13 protein-coding genes are annotated in these 17,858 nt (G+C 64.5%); 12 read left to right on the top strand and 1 reads right to left on the bottom strand.

All coding sequences use genetic code 11. The features are described 5' to 3' along the window. Window positions 1-234 precede the first annotated feature (234 nt). Window positions 235-1,125, top strand: coding sequence for a bestrophin family protein (locus AC25MA_RS14900; protein WP_028689574.1), 891 nt, complete (start codon window positions 235-237; stop codon window positions 1,123-1,125). A 15-nt stretch (window positions 1,126-1,140) separates the two neighbouring features. Here the strand turns inward: AC25MA_RS14900 and AC25MA_RS14895 are convergent, their stop codons facing one another. After that, on the bottom strand, window positions 1,141-2,259 hold the full coding sequence (locus AC25MA_RS14895; RefSeq protein WP_486972151.1) for a polysaccharide deacetylase family protein: 1,119 nt from the start codon (window positions 2,257-2,259) through the stop codon (window positions 1,141-1,143). Window positions 2,260-2,408: 149 nt separating this feature from the next. Here AC25MA_RS14895 and yaaA point away from each other — a divergent pair, with 149 nt between their 5' ends. The 11 genes from yaaA (at window position 2,409) to AC25MA_RS14840 (ending at window position 17,845) form a co-directional block, all read left to right on the top strand. Continuing rightward, window positions 2,409-3,188, top strand: coding sequence for a peroxide stress protein YaaA (gene yaaA, locus AC25MA_RS14890; RefSeq protein ID WP_028689572.1), 780 nt, complete (start codon window positions 2,409-2,411; stop codon window positions 3,186-3,188). A gap of 774 nt (window positions 3,189-3,962) precedes the next feature. Then, window positions 3,963-5,279 (top strand): nucleotide sugar dehydrogenase, encoded by a 1,317-nt coding sequence (locus AC25MA_RS14885; RefSeq protein ID WP_096048667.1) that lies wholly within the window; start codon window positions 3,963-3,965, stop codon window positions 5,277-5,279. Window positions 5,280-5,350: 71 nt separating this feature from the next. Next, window positions 5,351-6,832, top strand: coding sequence for a glycosyltransferase family 2 protein (locus AC25MA_RS14880; protein ID WP_062364571.1), 1,482 nt, complete (start codon window positions 5,351-5,353; stop codon window positions 6,830-6,832). A gap of 34 nt (window positions 6,833-6,866) precedes the next feature. Beyond that, window positions 6,867-8,033 (top strand): alginate biosynthesis protein Alg44, encoded by a 1,167-nt coding sequence (locus AC25MA_RS14875; RefSeq protein WP_028689569.1) that lies wholly within the window; start codon window positions 6,867-6,869, stop codon window positions 8,031-8,033. 7 nt (window positions 8,034-8,040) lie between these two features. Further along, complete coding sequence (algK, locus tag AC25MA_RS14870) at window positions 8,041-9,489, top strand: alginate biosynthesis TPR repeat lipoprotein AlgK (protein ID WP_486972150.1); 1,449 nt, start codon at window positions 8,041-8,043, stop codon at window positions 9,487-9,489. Next, window positions 9,486-10,964 carry an alginate export family protein gene (locus tag AC25MA_RS14865; RefSeq protein WP_028689567.1) on the top strand — a complete coding sequence of 493 codons (1,479 nt, stop codon included), beginning with the start codon at window positions 9,486-9,488 and terminating at the stop codon, window positions 10,962-10,964. Before algK ends, AC25MA_RS14865 begins: the two co-directional genes overlap by 4 nt. Before the next feature lie 18 nt (window positions 10,965-10,982). Then, window positions 10,983-12,539 (top strand): mannuronan 5-epimerase AlgG, encoded by a 1,557-nt coding sequence (algG, locus tag AC25MA_RS14860; RefSeq protein WP_062364575.1) that lies wholly within the window; start codon window positions 10,983-10,985, stop codon window positions 12,537-12,539. 13 nt (window positions 12,540-12,552) lie between these two features. After that, entirely contained in the window at window positions 12,553-13,998 is a 1,446-nt protein-coding gene (locus tag AC25MA_RS14855) for an alginate O-acetyltransferase (protein ID WP_028689565.1), read from the top strand. A gap of 7 nt (window positions 13,999-14,005) precedes the next feature. Continuing rightward, window positions 14,006-15,106, top strand: coding sequence for a mannuronate-specific alginate lyase (locus AC25MA_RS14850; RefSeq protein ID WP_486972149.1), 1,101 nt, complete (start codon window positions 14,006-14,008; stop codon window positions 15,104-15,106). Between the two features lie 119 nt (window positions 15,107-15,225). Further along, window positions 15,226-16,683 (top strand): MBOAT family O-acyltransferase, encoded by a 1,458-nt coding sequence (locus tag AC25MA_RS14845; RefSeq protein ID WP_062364582.1) that lies wholly within the window; start codon window positions 15,226-15,228, stop codon window positions 16,681-16,683. Window positions 16,684-16,693: 10 nt separating this feature from the next. Continuing rightward, window positions 16,694-17,845 carry an alginate O-acetyltransferase gene (locus AC25MA_RS14840; protein ID WP_028689562.1) on the top strand — a complete coding sequence of 384 codons (1,152 nt, stop codon included), beginning with the start codon at window positions 16,694-16,696 and terminating at the stop codon, window positions 17,843-17,845. Window positions 17,846-17,858: the final 13 nt, after the last annotated feature.

The following is a 17,858-nucleotide window of genomic DNA, read 5'->3' as shown; positions in this document are numbered from 1 at the left end:
TTGTACGGAGATCGGTTCATCAGGCCGACCTGGTGAAAGTCAGGGCCTGCCTGACGGCAGGCCGTTACCGGCCCGCACACAAAAAATCTGACACTTCCGGCAAGTCCGCCTAAAATCGCCCGCGCAACCTTTGAGCGATCGGTAAATTCCCGTTACACCCTGCGACGAATCCCACCGAACCTTGCCCCTCCCGCGACGTCGGAACCTGCATCCCCCGCATCGAGGTTCCCCCACGTGAACGCCCTCCTCGCCCGCAAATTCCGCCTGGTGGTCAAGACCTTCGGCTACATCGGCTGGTCGCTGTTCTGGCTATTGATCTGGGACGTGCTGGTCACCATCGACTTCATGCTGTTCTTCAACAGCAAGTTCAGCCTGCCGCTGATCCCGCTCACCCTGCTGGGCTCGGCGCTGGTGGTGCTGGTGAGCTTTCGCAACAGCAGCGCCTACAACCGCTGGTGGGAGGCGCGCACGCTATGGGGGGCGCTGGTGAACAGCTCGCGCAGCTTCGCCCGGCAGGTGCTGACGCTGGTCGATGATCCGGTCGATGGGCCGAACCCGGTGAAGGCGACCTTGCTGCGCCGGCATATCGCCTACGTGAACTGCCTGGCGGCGCACCTCAAGGGCGAGCAGTGCCCGGATGAGCTGATGGCCTTCATACCGCCCGGGGAGTTCGAGCGGCGCAATCGTTCGAACAATTTCGCCAATGATATCCTCGGCGGCTCGGCGGCCTTGCTGGCCCAGGAGTACCAGGCCGGTCGGCTGGACAGCATTCGCCTGGCGCGGCTGGAATCGACCCTGGTGGACATGTCCAACGCCCAGGGCGGGATGGAGCGGATCGCCAATACGCCGCTACCCTACCCTTATGTGTACTTCCCGCGGCTGTTCATCACGTTGTTCTGCCTGATCGTGCCGGTGGGGCTGGTGGAGTCGCTAGGCTGGTTCACGCCGCTGGCCTCGACGGTGGTCGGCTTCATGCTGCTGGCCATCGAGCGGATCGGCACGGACCTGCAGAGCCCGTTCCGCTTCAGCGAGCACCAGATCCCGATGGACACGATCTGCGAGACGATCGAACGCAACCTGGAGTCGATGCAACGGGAGGCGCAATGCGGCGCCTTGGCGCACTGATCCGCCCGCCCTTCTTTATTCCCGCCGGGCGTACTCCCGGCAATCCTCCCAGCCGATTCCGCTCTGGGCCGTGTGCTGCAGCAACCACTCCAGCGCCGGCTGCGCCTTGGGCTGGTTGTCGCGGAACTGGATCACGCCCTTGCGCCACAGCAGCATCAGCGTCAGCACCCGCTGTGCCGAGGCCTCGGCGGTCAGCGGCCCGTCATCCTGGGCATCGATGTCCCACAACGATACCCGCAACTGCTGGCTGTCCATGAACGCCTCGCCATCGGCGCGGCGCTGGCCGTAGGGCGGGCGGAACAAGGGCACGTACTGCTCCGCCAGGTCGGCCTGGACCCGTGCCTGGCTGCGTCGTAGCGAATCCTGCCAGTCCTGCCACTGGGCGTGGGAGCGGTACTCCCAACCCTGGACACCCACGCACTGGCCGGCATACAGCTCATCCACCGGGCCGGCGTCGCGACGTTGCTGCAGACGATTGCCGAGCACGAAGAAAATCCCGTCGAGCTTTTGCCGCCTCAGGTAGTCGGCCACCGCATCGGTGCTGCCGCCCTGCGGCCCCGGGCCGCCAACGAAGGTCAGGAGGAACATCCGGTCGTTGAGTGCCTCGCCATTGCGCTCGCGGCTGGATAGCTTGGCCACCTCGCTGGTGGTCTGCGGGAAAAGCGCGGCCTTGCGCAACTGCTCATCCAGGTACCGCGTGTGGAACTGGTGACTAGGTTCGACCCATCCTGCATAGAACGTGCCGACATCCTCGGCGAAAACGGCGGACTGCGTGCGCAGGTCGGCCATGGAATCGACCGGGTAGCAGAACGAGGCATCCTGCTCGCAACTCTTCTGCGCCTGTTGATAACTTGTCCACAGGCGCTGCCACAGACGTGCCCTTACGGCCCGCACGACGGTCAGGTTGACCTGGCGCAGGCCGAGCCGGGCCGTCAACGCCTGCTCGTCGAGCATCTCGCTTTCGTGCAGCACCCGGGCGAACGACAGGATCTCCGCCCGCGATGCCACGTCGAACAGCGTCGGGCTGTCCAGCTGCTCAGGCCACAGCGCTCGATCGAAACTGACGAAATCCGCCGGGGCCGCCTGCGCGCCCAGGCTGAGCAGCCCGGCGAACAGGGCAAACGCGATACGCACGATGAGCAATCTCCTTGAAGGCATGGCGCGCACTATAACGCGACCAACCGCGGTTTAATGTGGCGATGTTCGGTGACTATCGTCGCCATAGTTTGGCGTTGTGCCAGCGGCCCCGTAGAATTCGCCCGACGATTCCAGGAGCCGACCCGATGCTGACGGTGATTTCCCCCGCCAAGACCCTCGACTACGACACCCCGCCGGTAACCCAGCGCCACACCCTGCCCCAGTACCTGGACGATTCCCAGGAACTGATCGGGCAACTGCGCGAACTGGCGCCGGCGCAGATCGCCGAGCTGATGCACCTCTCCGACAAGCTCGCCGGCCTCAACGCCGCCCGCTTCGGCAGCTGGACCCCGGACTTCACCCCGGCCAACGCCAAGCAGGCACTGCTGGCGTTCAAGGGCGACGTGTACACCGGGCTCGACGCCGAGAGCCTTAGCGAGGACGACTTCAGCTACGCCCAGGACCACCTGCGCATGCTCTCGGGCCTGTACGGCCTGCTGCGCCCGCTGGACCTGATGCAGCCCTACCGCCTGGAAATGGGTACCAAGCTGGCCAATGCCCGTGGCAAGGACCTGTACGCCTTCTGGGGCACGCGCATCAGCGAGTGGCTGAACCAGGCACTGGCCGACCAGGGTGACGACGTGCTGCTGAACCTGGCCAGCAACGAGTACTTCAGCGCGGTGAAGAAGAGCGCGCTCAAGGCGCGGGTGATCGATGTCGACTTTAAGGACCTGAAGAACGGCCAGTACAAGATCATCAGCTTCTACGCCAAGAAGGCCCGCGGAATGATGAGCCGCTTCGTGATCCAGGAGCGGATCAACGATCCGGAGCAGCTCAAGCGCTTTGATGTGCAGGGGTACTACTACAGCGCCGAGCAGTCGAAGCCGGATCATCTGGTGTTCCTGCGCGATCACGCTGAGGGTTGATGGCCCCGGGGGCTGCTTCGCAGCCCCACCCCACCCTTGCCCTGCAACGGGGCACGCGCTCACCCTTGAATTCGCCAAATTACAGACGCCAAAAAACCAACAGTCCTATCCATATTGCAAAACGCCATAAGACCGTTCGTAGTTTTTTGACGAAAATTGAAAAAATTTTTCGCATGATGGCCTAAAACCATCCCCCTGCGATTTCGCCCTTTATATACGGGGACGAAACTGCCGCGTGCTATCAGATTGAAAGTATTTCCCTCTGAAAAAATATTTAGAAATCTTTCATGGTGACGAAACCGCCCCCGGAACTTCTGCCAAGGGAGATGGCTCATAGCACCCGTAACGCGTTTCAAGCGCCCGGCGTGAGAGATGACTTACAGATGACAAAGGGCCGCCATTCTCAACCGGCCCGAAAACTTCAACGGCGGTACAGGAAGTGCCAAAAGCCATTATCCATGCAGGAGACAAGCGCCCCTAAAATTCGTCCTAGTGGTTGATTTCAAAGGATTTATCCACTTGAAAAAACAAGCACAGCACTTCACCAGCGGTGAATTGCAATAACGACGGCTGCATTTCAGGGCACGCCATTTTTAATATTGGCCTTTGACTGCCAACTTTGAGTGCATAACTTCTGCGCTCCGGATTTATTCATGCCTGCGTTCGGTGAAGTGTCAATTCGCCATGGATCCGTGCGCCCGAAAACTGCTGGTCAATCAACCCAGTCGGCTCTTCGCTGAAGGGCTGACGTGATAAACACATGAGGTGAATGCGATGCGTATCAGCATCTTTGGTTTGGGTTATGTGGGTGCAGTCTGTGCAGGTTGCCTGTCGGCACGAGGCCATGACGTGATTGGTGTGGACGTTTCCAGCACCAAGATCGACCTGATCAACCAGGGCAAGTCGCCCATCGTCGAACCGGGCCTCGAAGAACTGCTGCAACAGGGCATCGCCAACGGCCGCCTGCGCGGCACCACCGACTTCGCCGAAGCCATCCGCGCCAGCGACGTGTCGATGATCTGCGTGGGCACGCCGAGCAAGAAGAACGGCGACCTGGGCCTGGAATACATCGAGTCGGTATGCCGCGAGATCGGCTACGTGCTGCGCGACAAGGCCAGCCGTCACACCGTGGTGGTGCGCAGCACCGTGCTGCCGGGCACCGTGAAGAACGTGGTCATCCCGATTCTGGAAGACTGCTCGGGCAAGAAGGCCGGCGTCGACTTCGGCGTCGCGGTCAACCCGGAGTTCCTGCGCGAAAGTACCGCGATCAAGGACTACGACCAGCCGCCGATGACCGTCATCGGCGAACTGGACAGCGCCAGCGGCGACGTGCTGCAGGCCCTGTACGAAGAGCTCGACGCACCGATCATCCGCAAGCCGGTCGAAGTGGCCGAGATGATCAAGTACACCTGCAACGTCTGGCACGCGACCAAGGTCACCTTCGCCAACGAGATCGGCAACATCGCCAAGGCCGCAGGCGTCGATGGCCGCGAGGTGATGGACGTGGTCTGCCAGGACAAGGCGCTGAACCTGTCGCAGTACTACATGCGCCCAGGCTTCGCCTTCGGCGGTTCGTGCCTGCCGAAGGACGTGCGCGCCCTCACCTACCGCGCCGCCAGCCTCGACGTGCGCGCCCCGCTGCTCGACTCGCTGATGCGCAGCAACGAATCCCAGGTGCAGAACGCCTTTGACATCATCGAGAGCCACGACAAGCGCAAGGTCGCCCTGCTCGGCCTTTCGTTCAAGGCCGGCACCGACGACCTGCGCGAAAGCCCGCTGGTGGAGCTGGCCGAACGCCTGATCGGCAAGGGCTACCAGCTCGACATCTACGACCAGAACGTCGAGTACGCCCGTGTCCACGGCGCCAACAAGGACTACATCGAGTCGAAGATCCCCCACGTTTCCTCCTTGCTCAACGCCAACTTCGAGCAGGTGGTGGACAACGCCGAGATCATCATCCTGGGCAACCGTGACGAGCAGTTCCGCGCCCTGGCCCAGCAGGCACCGGAAGGCAAGCAGGTGATCGACCTGGTCGGTTTCATGAGCAAGCCGACCTGCGCCACCAGCCGCACCGAAGGTATCTGCTGGTAAACCCGGCCGGGCGGCGCGTCCCTCCCCAGCGCGCCGCTCGACCTCCCCCGAATTCTCGACGGATGCCGAACATGCAAAGGTTCCAGACCATGCTGCTGCAATGCGCCGGCTGGCTGCTCTACATGAGCCTGCTCATGCTGATCGCCCTGGCCCTGCCCAGCGACATCTTCGACTCGCAGTCGAAGCACTTCATCTTCCTGGTCGGTGCCGTCGGCATCTGGCGTTACTCCATGGGCGCCACCCATTTCATCCGCGGCATGATCTTCCTGTACATCGTGTACCCCTACCTGCGCCGCAAGGTGCGCAAGCTGGGCCAGGCGGCCGACCCGTCGCACGTGTACCTGATGGTCACCAGCTTTCGTATCGAGGCCCTGACCACCGCCCAGGTGTACAGCTCGGTGATCCGCGAGGCCATCGACTGCGGCTTCCCCACCACCGTGGTCTGCTCGCTGGTGGAGAAGTCCGACGAGCTGCTGGTGAAAAGCCTGTGGGCCAAGTACAACCCACCGTCCCACGTGACTCTGGACATCGTGCGCATCGCCGGCACCGGCAAGCGTGACGGCCTGGCCTATGGTTTCCGCGCCATCTCGCGGATGCTGCCGGACGAAAACGCCGTGGTGGCGGTGATCGACGGCGACACTGTGCTGGCCGAGGGCGTGGTGCGCAAGACCGTGCCATGGTTCGGCCTGTACCCCAACGTCGGTGGCCTGACCACCAACGAGTTCTGCGAAGTGCGCGGCGGCTACATCATGAGCGAGTGGCACAAGCTGCGCTTCGCCCAGCGCCACATCAACATGTGCTCCATGGCCCTGTCCAAGCGCGTGCTGACCATGACCGGGCGCATGTCGATGTTCCGCGCAAGCGTGGTGACCAACCCCGAGTTCATCGCCGACGTCGAGAGCGACTCGCTGATGCACTGGCGCCTGGGCCGCTTCAAGTTCCTCACCGGCGACGACAAGTCCAGCTGGTTCAGCCTGATGCGCCTGGGCTACGACACCTTCTACGTGCCCGATGCCGCGATCAACACGGTCGAGCACCCGCCGGAAAAAAGCTTCATCAAGGCCAGCCGCAAGCTGATGTACCGCTGGTACGGCAACAACCTGCGGCAGAACTCCCGTGCCCTGGGCCTGGGCCTCAAGCGCCTGGGACTGTTCACCAGCATCGTGCTGCTCGACCAGCGCGTGTCGATGTGGACCAGCCTGCTGGGCCTGACCGTGGCGGTGATCGCCAGCTTCAAGTTCGGCCTGCAGTTCCTGCTGGTGTACCTGCTGTGGATCGGCATCACCCGGCTGATCCTCACCGTCATGCTGCTGTGCTCGGGCCACAACGTCGGCCCGGCCTACCCGCTGATCCTCTATTACAACCAGATCGTCGGCGCGGTGATGAAGATCTACGTGTTCTTCCGCCTCGACAAGCAGTCCTGGACCCGCCAGCCCACTGCCCTCAAGCGCGACCTCGCAAGTTTTCAACAATGGTTCAACACCTGGTCCTCGCGGACCATGACCTTCTCGGCCGCGAGCATCTTCGTCGCCGTGCTGTTCATGGTCGTGTGAGCCCCCGGATCGGACAACAGGAACGAATATCGCCATGAATACCGCCGTGAACGTCAATGTCGTGCATGAATCCGAAGCGCAGCGCCAGCACGCCCGGGTGCGCATCCCCGCCAAGCTGCGCTACCTGGATGGCAACCGCGAAGCGCAGGAGGTGAAGGTTGACGACCTGTCCGCCGGAGGCCTGTCCTTCCACGCGAAGAAACCACTGCCGGAAGGCGAAGTGCTGCGCGGTCGCCTGCAGTTCGTGGTCGACAACCTCGGCCTGTCGATGGACGTCGAACTGCTGGTGCGTACCAGCAGCCGCGAGACCGGCCGCACCGGTACCGAGTTCCAGAACCTCGAGCCGCGCGACATCGCCACCCTGCGCCACATCATCACCAGCCACCTGTCCGGCGAGCTGATCAGCGTCGGCGATGTGCTCAGTACCCTGCAGCGCGACAACTTCACCAAGGCGCGCAAGCAGAAGGACGGTGGCTCCGGTCTTTCCGCCTTCGGCCGCCTGCGTGCGGTCACCGTGACCGCCGGGGTGTTCGTGGTCGGCCTGGTGGCCTTCGGCTTCGTCGCCAAGTCGCTGTACGGCCTGTATTTCGTCAGCCATGCCGAGGCCGGCGTGGTCGCGGTGCCCACCACCAACGTCACCATGCCCCGCGACGGCAGTCTGCAAAGCCTGGTGGAGAACGGCGCGACCGTGGCCAAGGGCGCGCCGCTGGCGACCTTCAACACCAGCATGCTCGACCTGCTCAAGGGCCATCTGGACGACGCTCAGCTGGAGCCGGCCAAGGTCGAGGAACTGTTCGGCAAGCAGCTCTCCGGCACCCTCACCAGCCCGTGCGACTGCGTGGTCTCGCGCCAGCTGGTGGATGACGGCCAGTACGCCAGCAAGGGCCAGCCGGTGTTCGCGCTGATCCCGCGCACCAGCGTCCCGACCATCGAGGCGCGCTTCAGCTATCGCCAGTTCGACGAAGTGAAGCCGGGTACCCAGGTCAACTTCCAGATCGCCGGCGAGGACGAAGTGCGCACCGGGCGGATCACCGGTAGCTCCAGCCTGGACACCGACAACCTGGCCTCCGACATCCGCGTGCAGATCAAGCCCGACGGCAGCCTGCCGGCCGAGCTCGCCGGGCGCCCGGCCGCGGTCAACAGCGACCGTGGCCCGTCGCTGAACTGGCTGATCGACAAGGCCGTGGCCCGTGGGCTGTAAGAGGATCATGCCGATGACCAGCAGACACCCCGGCTCCCACAGTGAGGCCTTCAGCCTCGGGTTATGCACCCTGGCCCTGGCCATCACCCTGGCTGGCTGCGCCGGCCTGCCCGACCAGCGCCTGGCCAATGAAGCGCTCAAGCGTGGCGACACCGCCACCGCCGAGCGCAACTACAAGGCTCTGGCCGACCTCGGCTATAGCGACGCCCAGATCGGCCTGGCGGACATCCAGGTCGGTACCCGCGACCCGGCCAAGCTCAAGCAAGCCGAAGCCACCTACCGCGCCGCAGCCGCCACCTCGCCCCGTGCCCAGGCGCGTCTCGGCCGCCTGCTGGTGGCCAAGCCCGACAGCACCCAGGCCGAGCGTGAAGAAGCCGAGTCGCTGCTCAAACTCGCCGCGCAACAGGGCGAAGGCAACACCCTGATCCCCTTGGCGATGCTCTACCTGCAGTACCCGCAGAGCTTCCCCAAGGTCAACGCCCAGCAGCAGATCGACCAGTGGCGCGCCGCCGGCAACCCCGAGGCGGGCCTGGCCCAGGTCCTGCTGTACCGCACCCAGGACACCTACGACCAGCACCTGGGCGATGTGGAGAAGATCTGCAAGGCGGCACTGGCCAGCACCGACATCTGCTATGTCGAACTGGCCACCGTCTACCAGAAACGCGCCCAGCCCGACCAGCAGGCTGCCCTGCTCGAACAACTCAAAGCCGCTCATGCCCGTGGCGCCGTGCCGGCCACCCGGGTCGACAGCGTCGCCCGGGTACTGGCCGACCGCAGCCTCGGCCAGACCGACGAGAAGACTGCCAAGGACCTGCTCGAGCAGGTCGCACCGGCCAACCCGGCATCCTGGGTGAGCCTGGCGCAACTGCTCTACGACTTCCCCGAGCTGGGCGACACCGACCAGCTGATGGCCTACATCGACAAGGGCCGCGAGGCCGAGCAGCCCCGCGCCGAACTGCTGCTGGGCCGGCTCTACTACGAAGGCAAGAGCGTGCCCGCCGACGCGCAGAAGGCCCAGGAACACCTGCAGGCCGCCGCCGATGCCGGCGAGGTGAGCGCCGACTACTACCTTGGCCAGCTCTACCGCCGTGGCTACCTGGGCCAGGTCGAGCCGCAGAAAGCCGTGGACCATCTGCTGGCCGCCGCCCGCGGTGGCCAGAACAGCGCCGACTACGCCCTGGCCCAGCTATTCAGCGAAGGCCACGGCATCCGCCCGGCGCCGACCAATGCCTGGGTATTCGCCCAGCTCTCACAGGTCAACCCGACCCCGCAGTCGACCGAACTGCTGCAACAGCTCGACCAGCAGCTCACGCCCGACCAGCGCAACCAGGCGCAGAACCTGCTGGCGCAGGAGAAGCAGGCGCGCGGCAGCATGGCCCGGGGCGCCAACAGCACCCTGGCCATCGAAGCGCTGCAGGACGAGAAAGACGACGTAGACGCCGAGGATTCGCTATGACGCTCAACCCCTTCGTGAAAGCCGGCATCGGCCTGGGCTTCGCCCTGCTGTGGTCGATGCCGACCCTGGCGGCCGAAACCGCGCAGAAGAACTTCGGCCTCGACGTGAAGATCACCGGCCAGTCCGAGGACGACCGCGACCTGGGCACCCGCTCCGGCGGCGACGTCAACGGCCTGGGCCTGGACCTGCGGCCCTGGGTGTACGGCGAGCGCGGCCACTGGAGCGCCTTCGCCATGGGCCAGGCGGTGGCCGCCACCGACATCATCGAGACCGACACCCTGCGCCAGAACGACGACGGCACCACCATCGACAACGGCGACGACAGCCGCAAGCCGGACAAGAGCTACCTGGCCATGCGCGAGTTCTGGATCGGCTACAGCGGCCTGACCCCCTACCCCGGCGAGCAGCTGCGTTTCGGTCGCCAGCGCCTGCGCAGCGACGACGGCATGTGGCGCGACACCAACATCGAGGCGCTGAACTGGACCTTCGACACCACCCTGCTCAAAGCCGACCTGGGCGTGGCCCAGCGCTTCAGCGAATACCGCACCGACCTCACCGAGCTAGCTCCAGAGGACAAGGACCGCACCCACGTCTACGGCAACGTCGCCACGCAGTGGACACCCGGCCACTGGGTCGGCCTGCGCGCCCACCACACTCATGATGGCGGCAGCCTGAAGAGCCCCGGCGAGACCGTCGACGCCCTCGACAAGACCCGCACGGGCGATCTGACCTGGCTGGGCCTGGAAGCCAACAGCGACGCCTACAACTGGCGCAACGACCACACCGTCAACTACTGGGGCAGCGTCACCTGGCTGACCGGCGACCGCGACACCCTCAGCAGCCAGGCGGTGGGCAACGAACAGGTCGCCACCGGTAAACAGAGCGGCGACGTCAACGCCTGGGCCACCGACCTCGGCATCCGCTTGCGCCTGGACCCGCAATGGCAGGTCGGCGCGGCCTATGCCCGGGGCAGCGGTGGTGGCGGCAGCGACGGTTCGAACAACTTCGAGCAGACCGGCCTGGAGAGCAACCGCTCCAACTTCACCGGCACCCGCTCGCGCGTGCACCGCTTCGGCGAAGCGTTCCGCGGCGAGCTGGGCAATCTGCAGGCGGCCACCCTGTTCGCCTCCTGGCAGCTGCGCGACGACTACGACGCCAGCTTCATCTACCACAAGTTCTGGCGCGTCGACGGCAAGCAGAACATCGGCTCCAGCGGCATCAACGCGGTGGTCGACGACGGCGGCATCAGCCGCCCGCTGGTGCAGGGCGAGAAAGACCTGGGCCAGGAGATGGACGTGGTCGTCACCAAGTACTTCAAGCAAGGCCTGCTGCCGGCCTCGATCAGCCAGTCGATCGACGAACCGTCGGCCTTGGTACGCCTGCGCGCCGGTGTGTTCAAGCCGGGCGACGCCTATGGCAAAGAGGCCGACTCGTACATGCACCGCGCCTTCGTCGACGTAATCTGGCGCTACTGAGGCCGGGAGAGGATAGCCATGAACCTGCACCCGAACCTTCGCCACAGCCTGCTCGCCAGCGCCCTGCTGCTGGCCGGCGGCCTTGCCCAGGCCGCCGAGCCCGAGATGGCCAAGGGGCTGCAACAGGCCAAGACCTACACCGTGTCCAGCGCGCCAATCGAGCCGCTGAAGATGGCCCCGCCCAAACTGCCTGACCTGTCCGGCTACACCGCCGAGGCCGTGCAGAAGAAGATCGACCGCCGCCACAAGGGCAAGGTCAGCGTGCGCCGCATGCTCCAGGAGGACACCCTCAAGGAGTTCATCGGCGGCGACAACAAGGGCGCCGAGTGGGTGCGTCGCCAGCACGGCATTCCCCAGGCGATCTTCGTCGACGACGGGCATGTCGACTTGGTGGAGCTGAGCAAAAAGGTACCCGACCAGTACCTGCGCGAGACCGCGCCAGGTGTCTACCTCGCCCGCCTGCCGATCGTGGTCGGGCGCAAGGGCGTGCTGGAGATCGACGGCAAGGTCAAGGAGCTGCGCCTGTCCGAAGAAGGTGGGTCGTTCATCGTCAACGACGGCAAGCTGTTTGTCAGCGACACCCAGGTGACCGGCTGGCGCGAGCAGGCCAATGGCCCGGCGACCTTCCGCAAGCCCGATGAATTCCGCCCGTTCCTGCTCAGCTGGGGCGGCACCGAGACCTATATCGTCAACAGCAAGATGGCCAGCTTCGGCTACGCCAAGTCCAAGTCGTACGGGGTGAGCATCTCGCAGTACACACCGAACATGGCCAAGCAGATGGGCCGCCCGGAACCCACCGGCTGGATCATCGGCTCCGAGTTCAGCGACATGTGGTACGGCTTCTACTGCTACGAGACCCAGGACTTCGTGATCAAGGACTCGACCTACCGCGACAACATCGTCTACGGCATCGACCCCCACGACCGTTCGCACCGCCTGATCATCGCCGGCAACACCGTGTACGGCACCAAGAAGAAGCACGGGATCATCGTTTCGCGCGAGGTCAACGACAGCTGGATCATCAACAACAAGAGCTACGACAACAAGCTCTCGGGGGTGGTGATCGACCGCAACAGCGTCAACAACCTGATCGCCTACAACGAGATCTACCGCAACCACACCGACGGCATCACCCTGTACGAGAGCGGCGACAACCTGATCTGGGGCAACAAGCTGATCAACAACCGTCGCCACGGCATCCGCGTGCGCAACAGCGTGAACATCCGCCTGTACGAAAACGTCGCCATGGCCAACGGCCTGGTGGGCGTGTACGGGCACATCAAGGACCTCTCCGACACCGACCGCGACATCGCCCTCGACCCGTTCGACACCAAGGTGTCGCTGATCGTGGTCGGCGGCGAGCTGGCGGCCAACGGCTCCGGCCCGCTGTCGATCGACTCGCCCCTGTCGGTGGAGCTGTACAAGGTGTCGATGCTGATGCCGCGCAAGGCCAACGGCATCAGCTTCAACGGCGTGCTCGGCGAGCGCCAGGACGAAATCCTCGACCTGCTGGTGCGCCAGCAGAAGGCCGTGCTGATCGACCCGGTCGAACGCCAGACCGAAATGATCGACTAAGGAAGCCCAGACCATGACTCCACACCTGATGAAACTGCTGGGCCTGTCCGCCGCCCTCCTGGCCATCAGCCAGGGCGTGCGCGCCGATGAGGTCAAGGCGCCGACCTTCAGCGCCGAGCCCTGCTGCCAGCTGTGCCCCGAGGCCCACGACGCCAGCCGCTACACCACGCGCTACCAGCAGAACTTCACCACCCTGGTGCAGGCCCAGGGCGACTGGCTGTTCCGTACCCGCGAAGACCTGCGCACCGAGTTCGACACCACCCCGGGCGGCTACAAGCGCCTGCAGCAGGTGCACGACGCCTTCAAGAAGCGCGGCGTCGAGCTGGTGGTGGTGTACCAGCCGACCCGGGGCCTGGTGAACCGCAACATGCTCAACCCCGAGGAGAAGGCCGCCTTCGATTACCAGAAGGCACTGCGCAACTACCAGGCCATGCTCCAGCGCTTCGCCAAGATGGGCTACAACGTGCCCGACCTGTCGCCGCTGACCAACGAGCAGCTGGCCGCGGCCGACCAGGGCAAGGACTTCTACTTCCGTGGCGACCAGCACTGGACGCCCTATGGCGCCGAGCGCGCGGCGAAGATCGTCGCCGACACCGTGCACCAGATGCCGGCCTTCGAAGGCATCCCGCGCAAGGAATTCGAGACCAAGAAGTCCGGCCGCATGGGCAAGACCGGCACCCTGCACAACGTCGCCGGCCAGCTGTGCGGCACCAGCTATGCGGTGCAGTACATGGACCAGTTCGCCACCGAGCCCAAGGGCGGCGCCAGCGGCGGCGACGACCTGTTCGGCGATTCGGGCAACGCGCAGATCACCCTGGTCGGCACCAGCCACAGCGGCAAGAACTACAACTTCTCGGGCTTCCTCGAGCAGTACATCGGTGCCGATGTGCTCAACGTCGCCTTCCCCGGCGGCGGCCTGGAAGGTTCGATGATCCAGTACCTGGGCAGCGAGGAGTTCCAGAACAACCCGCCGAAGATCCTGATCTGGGAGTTCTCCCCGCTCTACCGTCTCGACCAGGAAACCATCTGGCGGCAGATCCTCGGCCTGCTCGACGACGGCTGCGACGACCGACCGGCCCAGATGAGCGCCAGCGCCACCCTCAAGCCCGGCAAGAACGAGCTGATGGTCAACGGCAAGAACGGCGTGATCAAGGACCTGGTCAACCGCAACCACCAGCTCGACATCAAGTTCGAAGACACCTCGGTGAAAGTGCTGCAGGCCACCCTGTGGTACCTCAACGGCCGCCACGAGGACATCAAGATCGAGAAGCCCGAGACCTCCGACACCGATGGGCGCTTCGTCTTCCAGATGCGCGAGGACGAAGACTGGGCAGGCCAGAACCTGCTAGCCCTGGAGGTCCAGGGGCCGGAAAGCGGCACGCAGAAAGTCGAAGCCAAACTCTGCAAACGCAACAACTTCGCCAGCCCCGCGCAGCACACCGCGCAAGCTGGCCAGTGAGGCGACCATGACCACCATCAGCAGCAAGACCGCTCCCGCCCTGCTCGCCCTCGCCCTGTTCGGCGGCGCGGCGCAGGCCGCGCTGGTACCGCCCCAGGGTTACTACGAGGGCATCGAAAAGCTCAAGACAGGCGACGGCAATTTCCGCTGCGAAGCCGCGCCCAAGCCCTATACCGGCGCGCTGCAGTTTCGCAGCAAGTACGAAGGTTCGGACAAGGCCCGGGCGACGCTCAATGTCGCCTCGGAAAAAGCCTTCCGCAAATCCACCGAGGACATCACCACCCTCGAGAAAGGCGTCAGCAAGATGGTAGGCCAGTACATGCGCGACGGCCGCCCGGCACAACTGGACTGCGCCTTGACCTGGCTCGACACCTGGGCACGCGCCGATGCGCTGATGTCCACCGATTACAACCATACCGGCAAGTCCATGCGCAAATGGGCCCTGGGCAGCATGAGCGGCTCGTGGCTGCGCCTGAAGTTCTCCAACTCGCAGCCACTGGCGGCGCACCGCGCCGAAGCCGAGCAGATCGAGAAATGGTTCGTGCGCCTGGCGCGCCAGACCGTGCGCGACTGGAGCGACCTGCCGCTGGACAAGATCAACAACCACAGTTACTGGGCGGCCTGGTCGGTGATGGCCACCGCCGTCGCCACCGACCAGCAGGATCTGTTCGACTGGGCGGTGAAGGAATACAAGGTCGGCGTCAACCAGATCGACGAGCAGGGCTTCTTGCCCAACGAGGTCAAGCGCAAGCAACGCGCCCTGGCCTACCACAACTACGCCCTGCCGCCGCTGGCGATGATCGCCAGCTTCGCCCAGGCCAACGGCGTGGACCTGCGTAAGGAAAACAATTTCGCCCTGCAACGGCTTGGCGAAGGCGTGCTGGCAGGTGCCCGCGACCCTGTTCATTTCAAAACCCGCGCCGGCGTGAAGCAGGACCTGAAGGACCTGAAGATCGACAGCAAGTACGCCTGGCTCGAGCCGTGGTGCGCGCTGTACCAGTGCGTCGGCGACACCCTCGAGCGCAAGCATGACATGCAGCCGTTCAACAGTTTCAGGCTGGGGGGCGATGTGACGCGGGTCTATGACCCGGGCGCAGAAAAGAAGTAAGGCCAGGGGCCGCTTTGCGGCCCATCAATGGTTTAGGCAACAAAGGTTTCCCCTGCATTTTCGCGGGGGGTTTGGGGGGCGCTGTGCCCCAGGTGCTGTGCATAACTAGGAGAACCGGGATGGTCTTCTCGTCCAACGTGTTCCTGTTCCTGTTCCTGCCGGTTTTCCTCGGCTTGTACTACGTGAGCGGGAACCGCTATCGCAACCTGCTGCTGCTGGTTGCCAGCTACATTTTCTACGCTTGGTGGCGGGTGGACTTCCTCGCCCTGTTCGCCGGGGTCACCCTGTGGAACTACTGGATCGGCCTGAAGGTCGGCGCCGCCGGCGTGCGCACCAAGCCCGCGCAGCGCTGGCTGCTGCTGGGCGTGGGCGTCGACCTGTGCATCCTCGGCTACTTCAAGTACGCCAACTTCGGCGTCGACAGCCTCAACGCGATCATGACCTCGATGGGGCTGGAGCCGTTCATCCTCACCCACGTGCTGCTGCCGATCGGCATCTCGTTCTACATCTTCGAGTCGATCAGCTACATCATCGACGTGTACCGCGGCGACACCCCGGCCACCCGCAACCTGATCGACTTCGCCGCCTTCGTGGCGATCTTCCCGCACCTGATCGCCGGCCCCGTGCTGCGCTTCAAGGACCTGGTCGACCAGTTCAACAACCGCACCCATACCCTGGACAAGTTCTCAGAAGGCTGCACCCGCTTCATGCAGGGCTTCATCAAGAAAGTGTTCATCGCCGACACCCTGGCGGTGGTCGCCGACCACTGCTTCGCCCTCGAGAACCCAACCACCGGTGACGCCTGGCTCGGCGCGCTGGCCTACACCGCGCAGCTGTACTTCGACTTCTCCGGCTACAGCGACATGGCCATCGGCCTGGGCCTGATGATGGGCTTTCGCTTCATGGAGAACTTCAAGCAGCCCTACATCAGCCAGTCGATCACCGAGTTCTGGCGGCGCTGGCACATCAGCCTGTCGACCTGGCTGCGCGACTACCTGTACATCACCCTGGGCGGCAACCGCAAAGGCACCTTCAACACCTACCGCAACCTGTTCCTGACCATGCTGCTGGGCGGGCTGTGGCACGGCGCCAACTTCACCTACATCATCTGGGGCGCCTGGCACGGCCTGTGGCTGGCCATCGAGCGCGCACTGGGGCTGGACACCAACCCGCAGCGCTTCAACCCGGTGAAATGGGCCTTCACCTTCCTCCTGGTGGTGGTCGGCTGGGTGATCTTCCGCGCCGAGAACCTGCACGTGGCGGCGCGCATGTACGGCGCCATGTTCAGCTTCGGCGACTGGCAGCTGTCGGAACTCAACCGCGCCAACCTCACCGGCCTGCAGGTGGCCACGCTGATCGTCGCCTACCTGAGCCTGGCGTTTTTCGGCCTGCGCGACTTCTACCGCAATGCAACGCCCGCGCCCAAGGCCACCCCGGTGCAGATCAACGCCGACGGCTCGGTGGGCCTGGACTGGACGCGGATCATGACCCGCGCCCTGGTCCTGCTGCTGTTCGCCGCCTCGGTGCTCAAGCTCTCGGCGCAGAGCTACTCACCGTTCCTGTACTTCCAGTTCTGAGGCCTGAATCATGAACCGGACACTTCGCATCACCTATTCGCTGACGTTCATGGGCCTGCTGGTCGGGCTGGGCGCATGGTCGGTCGGCGGGCTGGAAAGTTTCAACCGCACAGGGCAGATGACCCTGCTCGACGGCAAGCTGGCCAAGGCCGCCGAGACCCACTACGACGAGCAGTTCCCGATCAAGCGCGTTGGCACCAACCTGTGGGCCGCGCTGGACTTCAAACTGTTCAACGAAGGCCGCCCCGGCGTGGTGCTGGGCCGCGACCAGTGGCTGTTCACCGACGAGGAGTTCAAGCCCACCGCCGGCGCGCAGCAACAGATACAGGACAACCTGGCACTGGTGCGTGGAGTGCGTGACGCACTGCAACGCCAGGGCGTGCAACTGGTGCTGGCGATCGTCCCGGCCAAGGCCCGCCTCTATTCCGAATACATCGGCAAGGAGGCGCCGGCCAGCCTGCACGACGAGCTGTTCAACCAGTTCCACGCCCAGGCGCGCCAGGCCAATGTGTTCGCCCCCGACCTGCTGGCGCCGCTGGAGCAGGCCAAGGCCCGCGGCCAGGTGTTCCTGCGTACCGACACCCACTGGACGCCGATGGGCGCCGAAGTGGTCGCGCAATCGCTGGCCGAAGCCGTCGATCGCCAGCAGCTGCTCACCGGCGAGCCCCAGGCGTACATCACCGAGGCCGGCGCCAGCGCGCCGTACAAGGGCGACCTGACTAACTTCCTGCCGCTGGATCCACTGTTCAGCAACCTGCTGCCCACCCCCGACACCCTGCAACAACGCAAGACCCACCCGGTGCAGGCCGAAGGCGACGATGCGCTGTTCACCGACAGCCGGATCCCGGTGGCGCTGGTGGGCACCAGCTACAGCGCCAACCCGCACTGGAACTTCCTCGGCGCCCTGCAGCAGGCGTTGCACAGCGACGTCGCCAATTACGCCGAGGACGGCCACGGCCCGCTGCTGCCGATGCTCAAGTACCTGCAGAGCGACGCTTTCAAGAACGCCCCGCCACAGGTCGTGGTGTGGGAATTCCCCGAACGGTATCTGCCAATGAAGAACGACCTCAGCGCCTTCGATCCGCAGTGGATCGCGCAGCTGAAGAACTCCCGTCAATCCGAAGAAAACCTGGCCCTGTCGTCCAATCGGACGGACCACTGAAGATAGAGAGGAA

This window comes from Pseudomonas sp. P65(2024), assembly GCF_057480955.1.
The sequence above is the reverse complement of the archived record's forward strand: the minus strand, read 5'-3'. Positions and strand labels throughout refer to the sequence as shown.

What these genes read in the sequence shown, in the direction of transcription:
- algG (WP_062364575.1), top strand. Translation starts at nt 10,983, where the DNA reads ATGAACCTGCACCCGAACCTTCGCCACAGCCTGCTCGCCAGCGCCCTG.
- AC25MA_RS14880 (WP_062364571.1), top strand. Translation starts at nt 5,351, where the DNA reads ATGCAAAGGTTCCAGACCATGCTGCTGCAATGCGCCGGCTGGCTGCTC.
- AC25MA_RS14885 (WP_096048667.1), top strand. Translation starts at nt 3,963, where the DNA reads ATGCGTATCAGCATCTTTGGTTTGGGTTATGTGGGTGCAGTCTGTGCA.
- AC25MA_RS14855 (WP_028689565.1), top strand. Translation starts at nt 12,553, where the DNA reads ATGACTCCACACCTGATGAAACTGCTGGGCCTGTCCGCCGCCCTCCTG.
- yaaA (WP_028689572.1), top strand. Translation starts at nt 2,409, where the DNA reads ATGCTGACGGTGATTTCCCCCGCCAAGACCCTCGACTACGACACCCCG.
- AC25MA_RS14875 (WP_028689569.1), top strand. Translation starts at nt 6,867, where the DNA reads ATGAATACCGCCGTGAACGTCAATGTCGTGCATGAATCCGAAGCGCAG.
- algK (WP_486972150.1), top strand. Translation starts at nt 8,041, where the DNA reads ATGCCGATGACCAGCAGACACCCCGGCTCCCACAGTGAGGCCTTCAGC.
- AC25MA_RS14865 (WP_028689567.1), top strand. Translation starts at nt 9,486, where the DNA reads ATGACGCTCAACCCCTTCGTGAAAGCCGGCATCGGCCTGGGCTTCGCC.
- AC25MA_RS14840 (WP_028689562.1), top strand. Translation starts at nt 16,694, where the DNA reads ATGAACCGGACACTTCGCATCACCTATTCGCTGACGTTCATGGGCCTG.
- AC25MA_RS14850 (WP_486972149.1), top strand. Translation starts at nt 14,006, where the DNA reads ATGACCACCATCAGCAGCAAGACCGCTCCCGCCCTGCTCGCCCTCGCC.
- AC25MA_RS14845 (WP_062364582.1), top strand. Translation starts at nt 15,226, where the DNA reads ATGGTCTTCTCGTCCAACGTGTTCCTGTTCCTGTTCCTGCCGGTTTTC.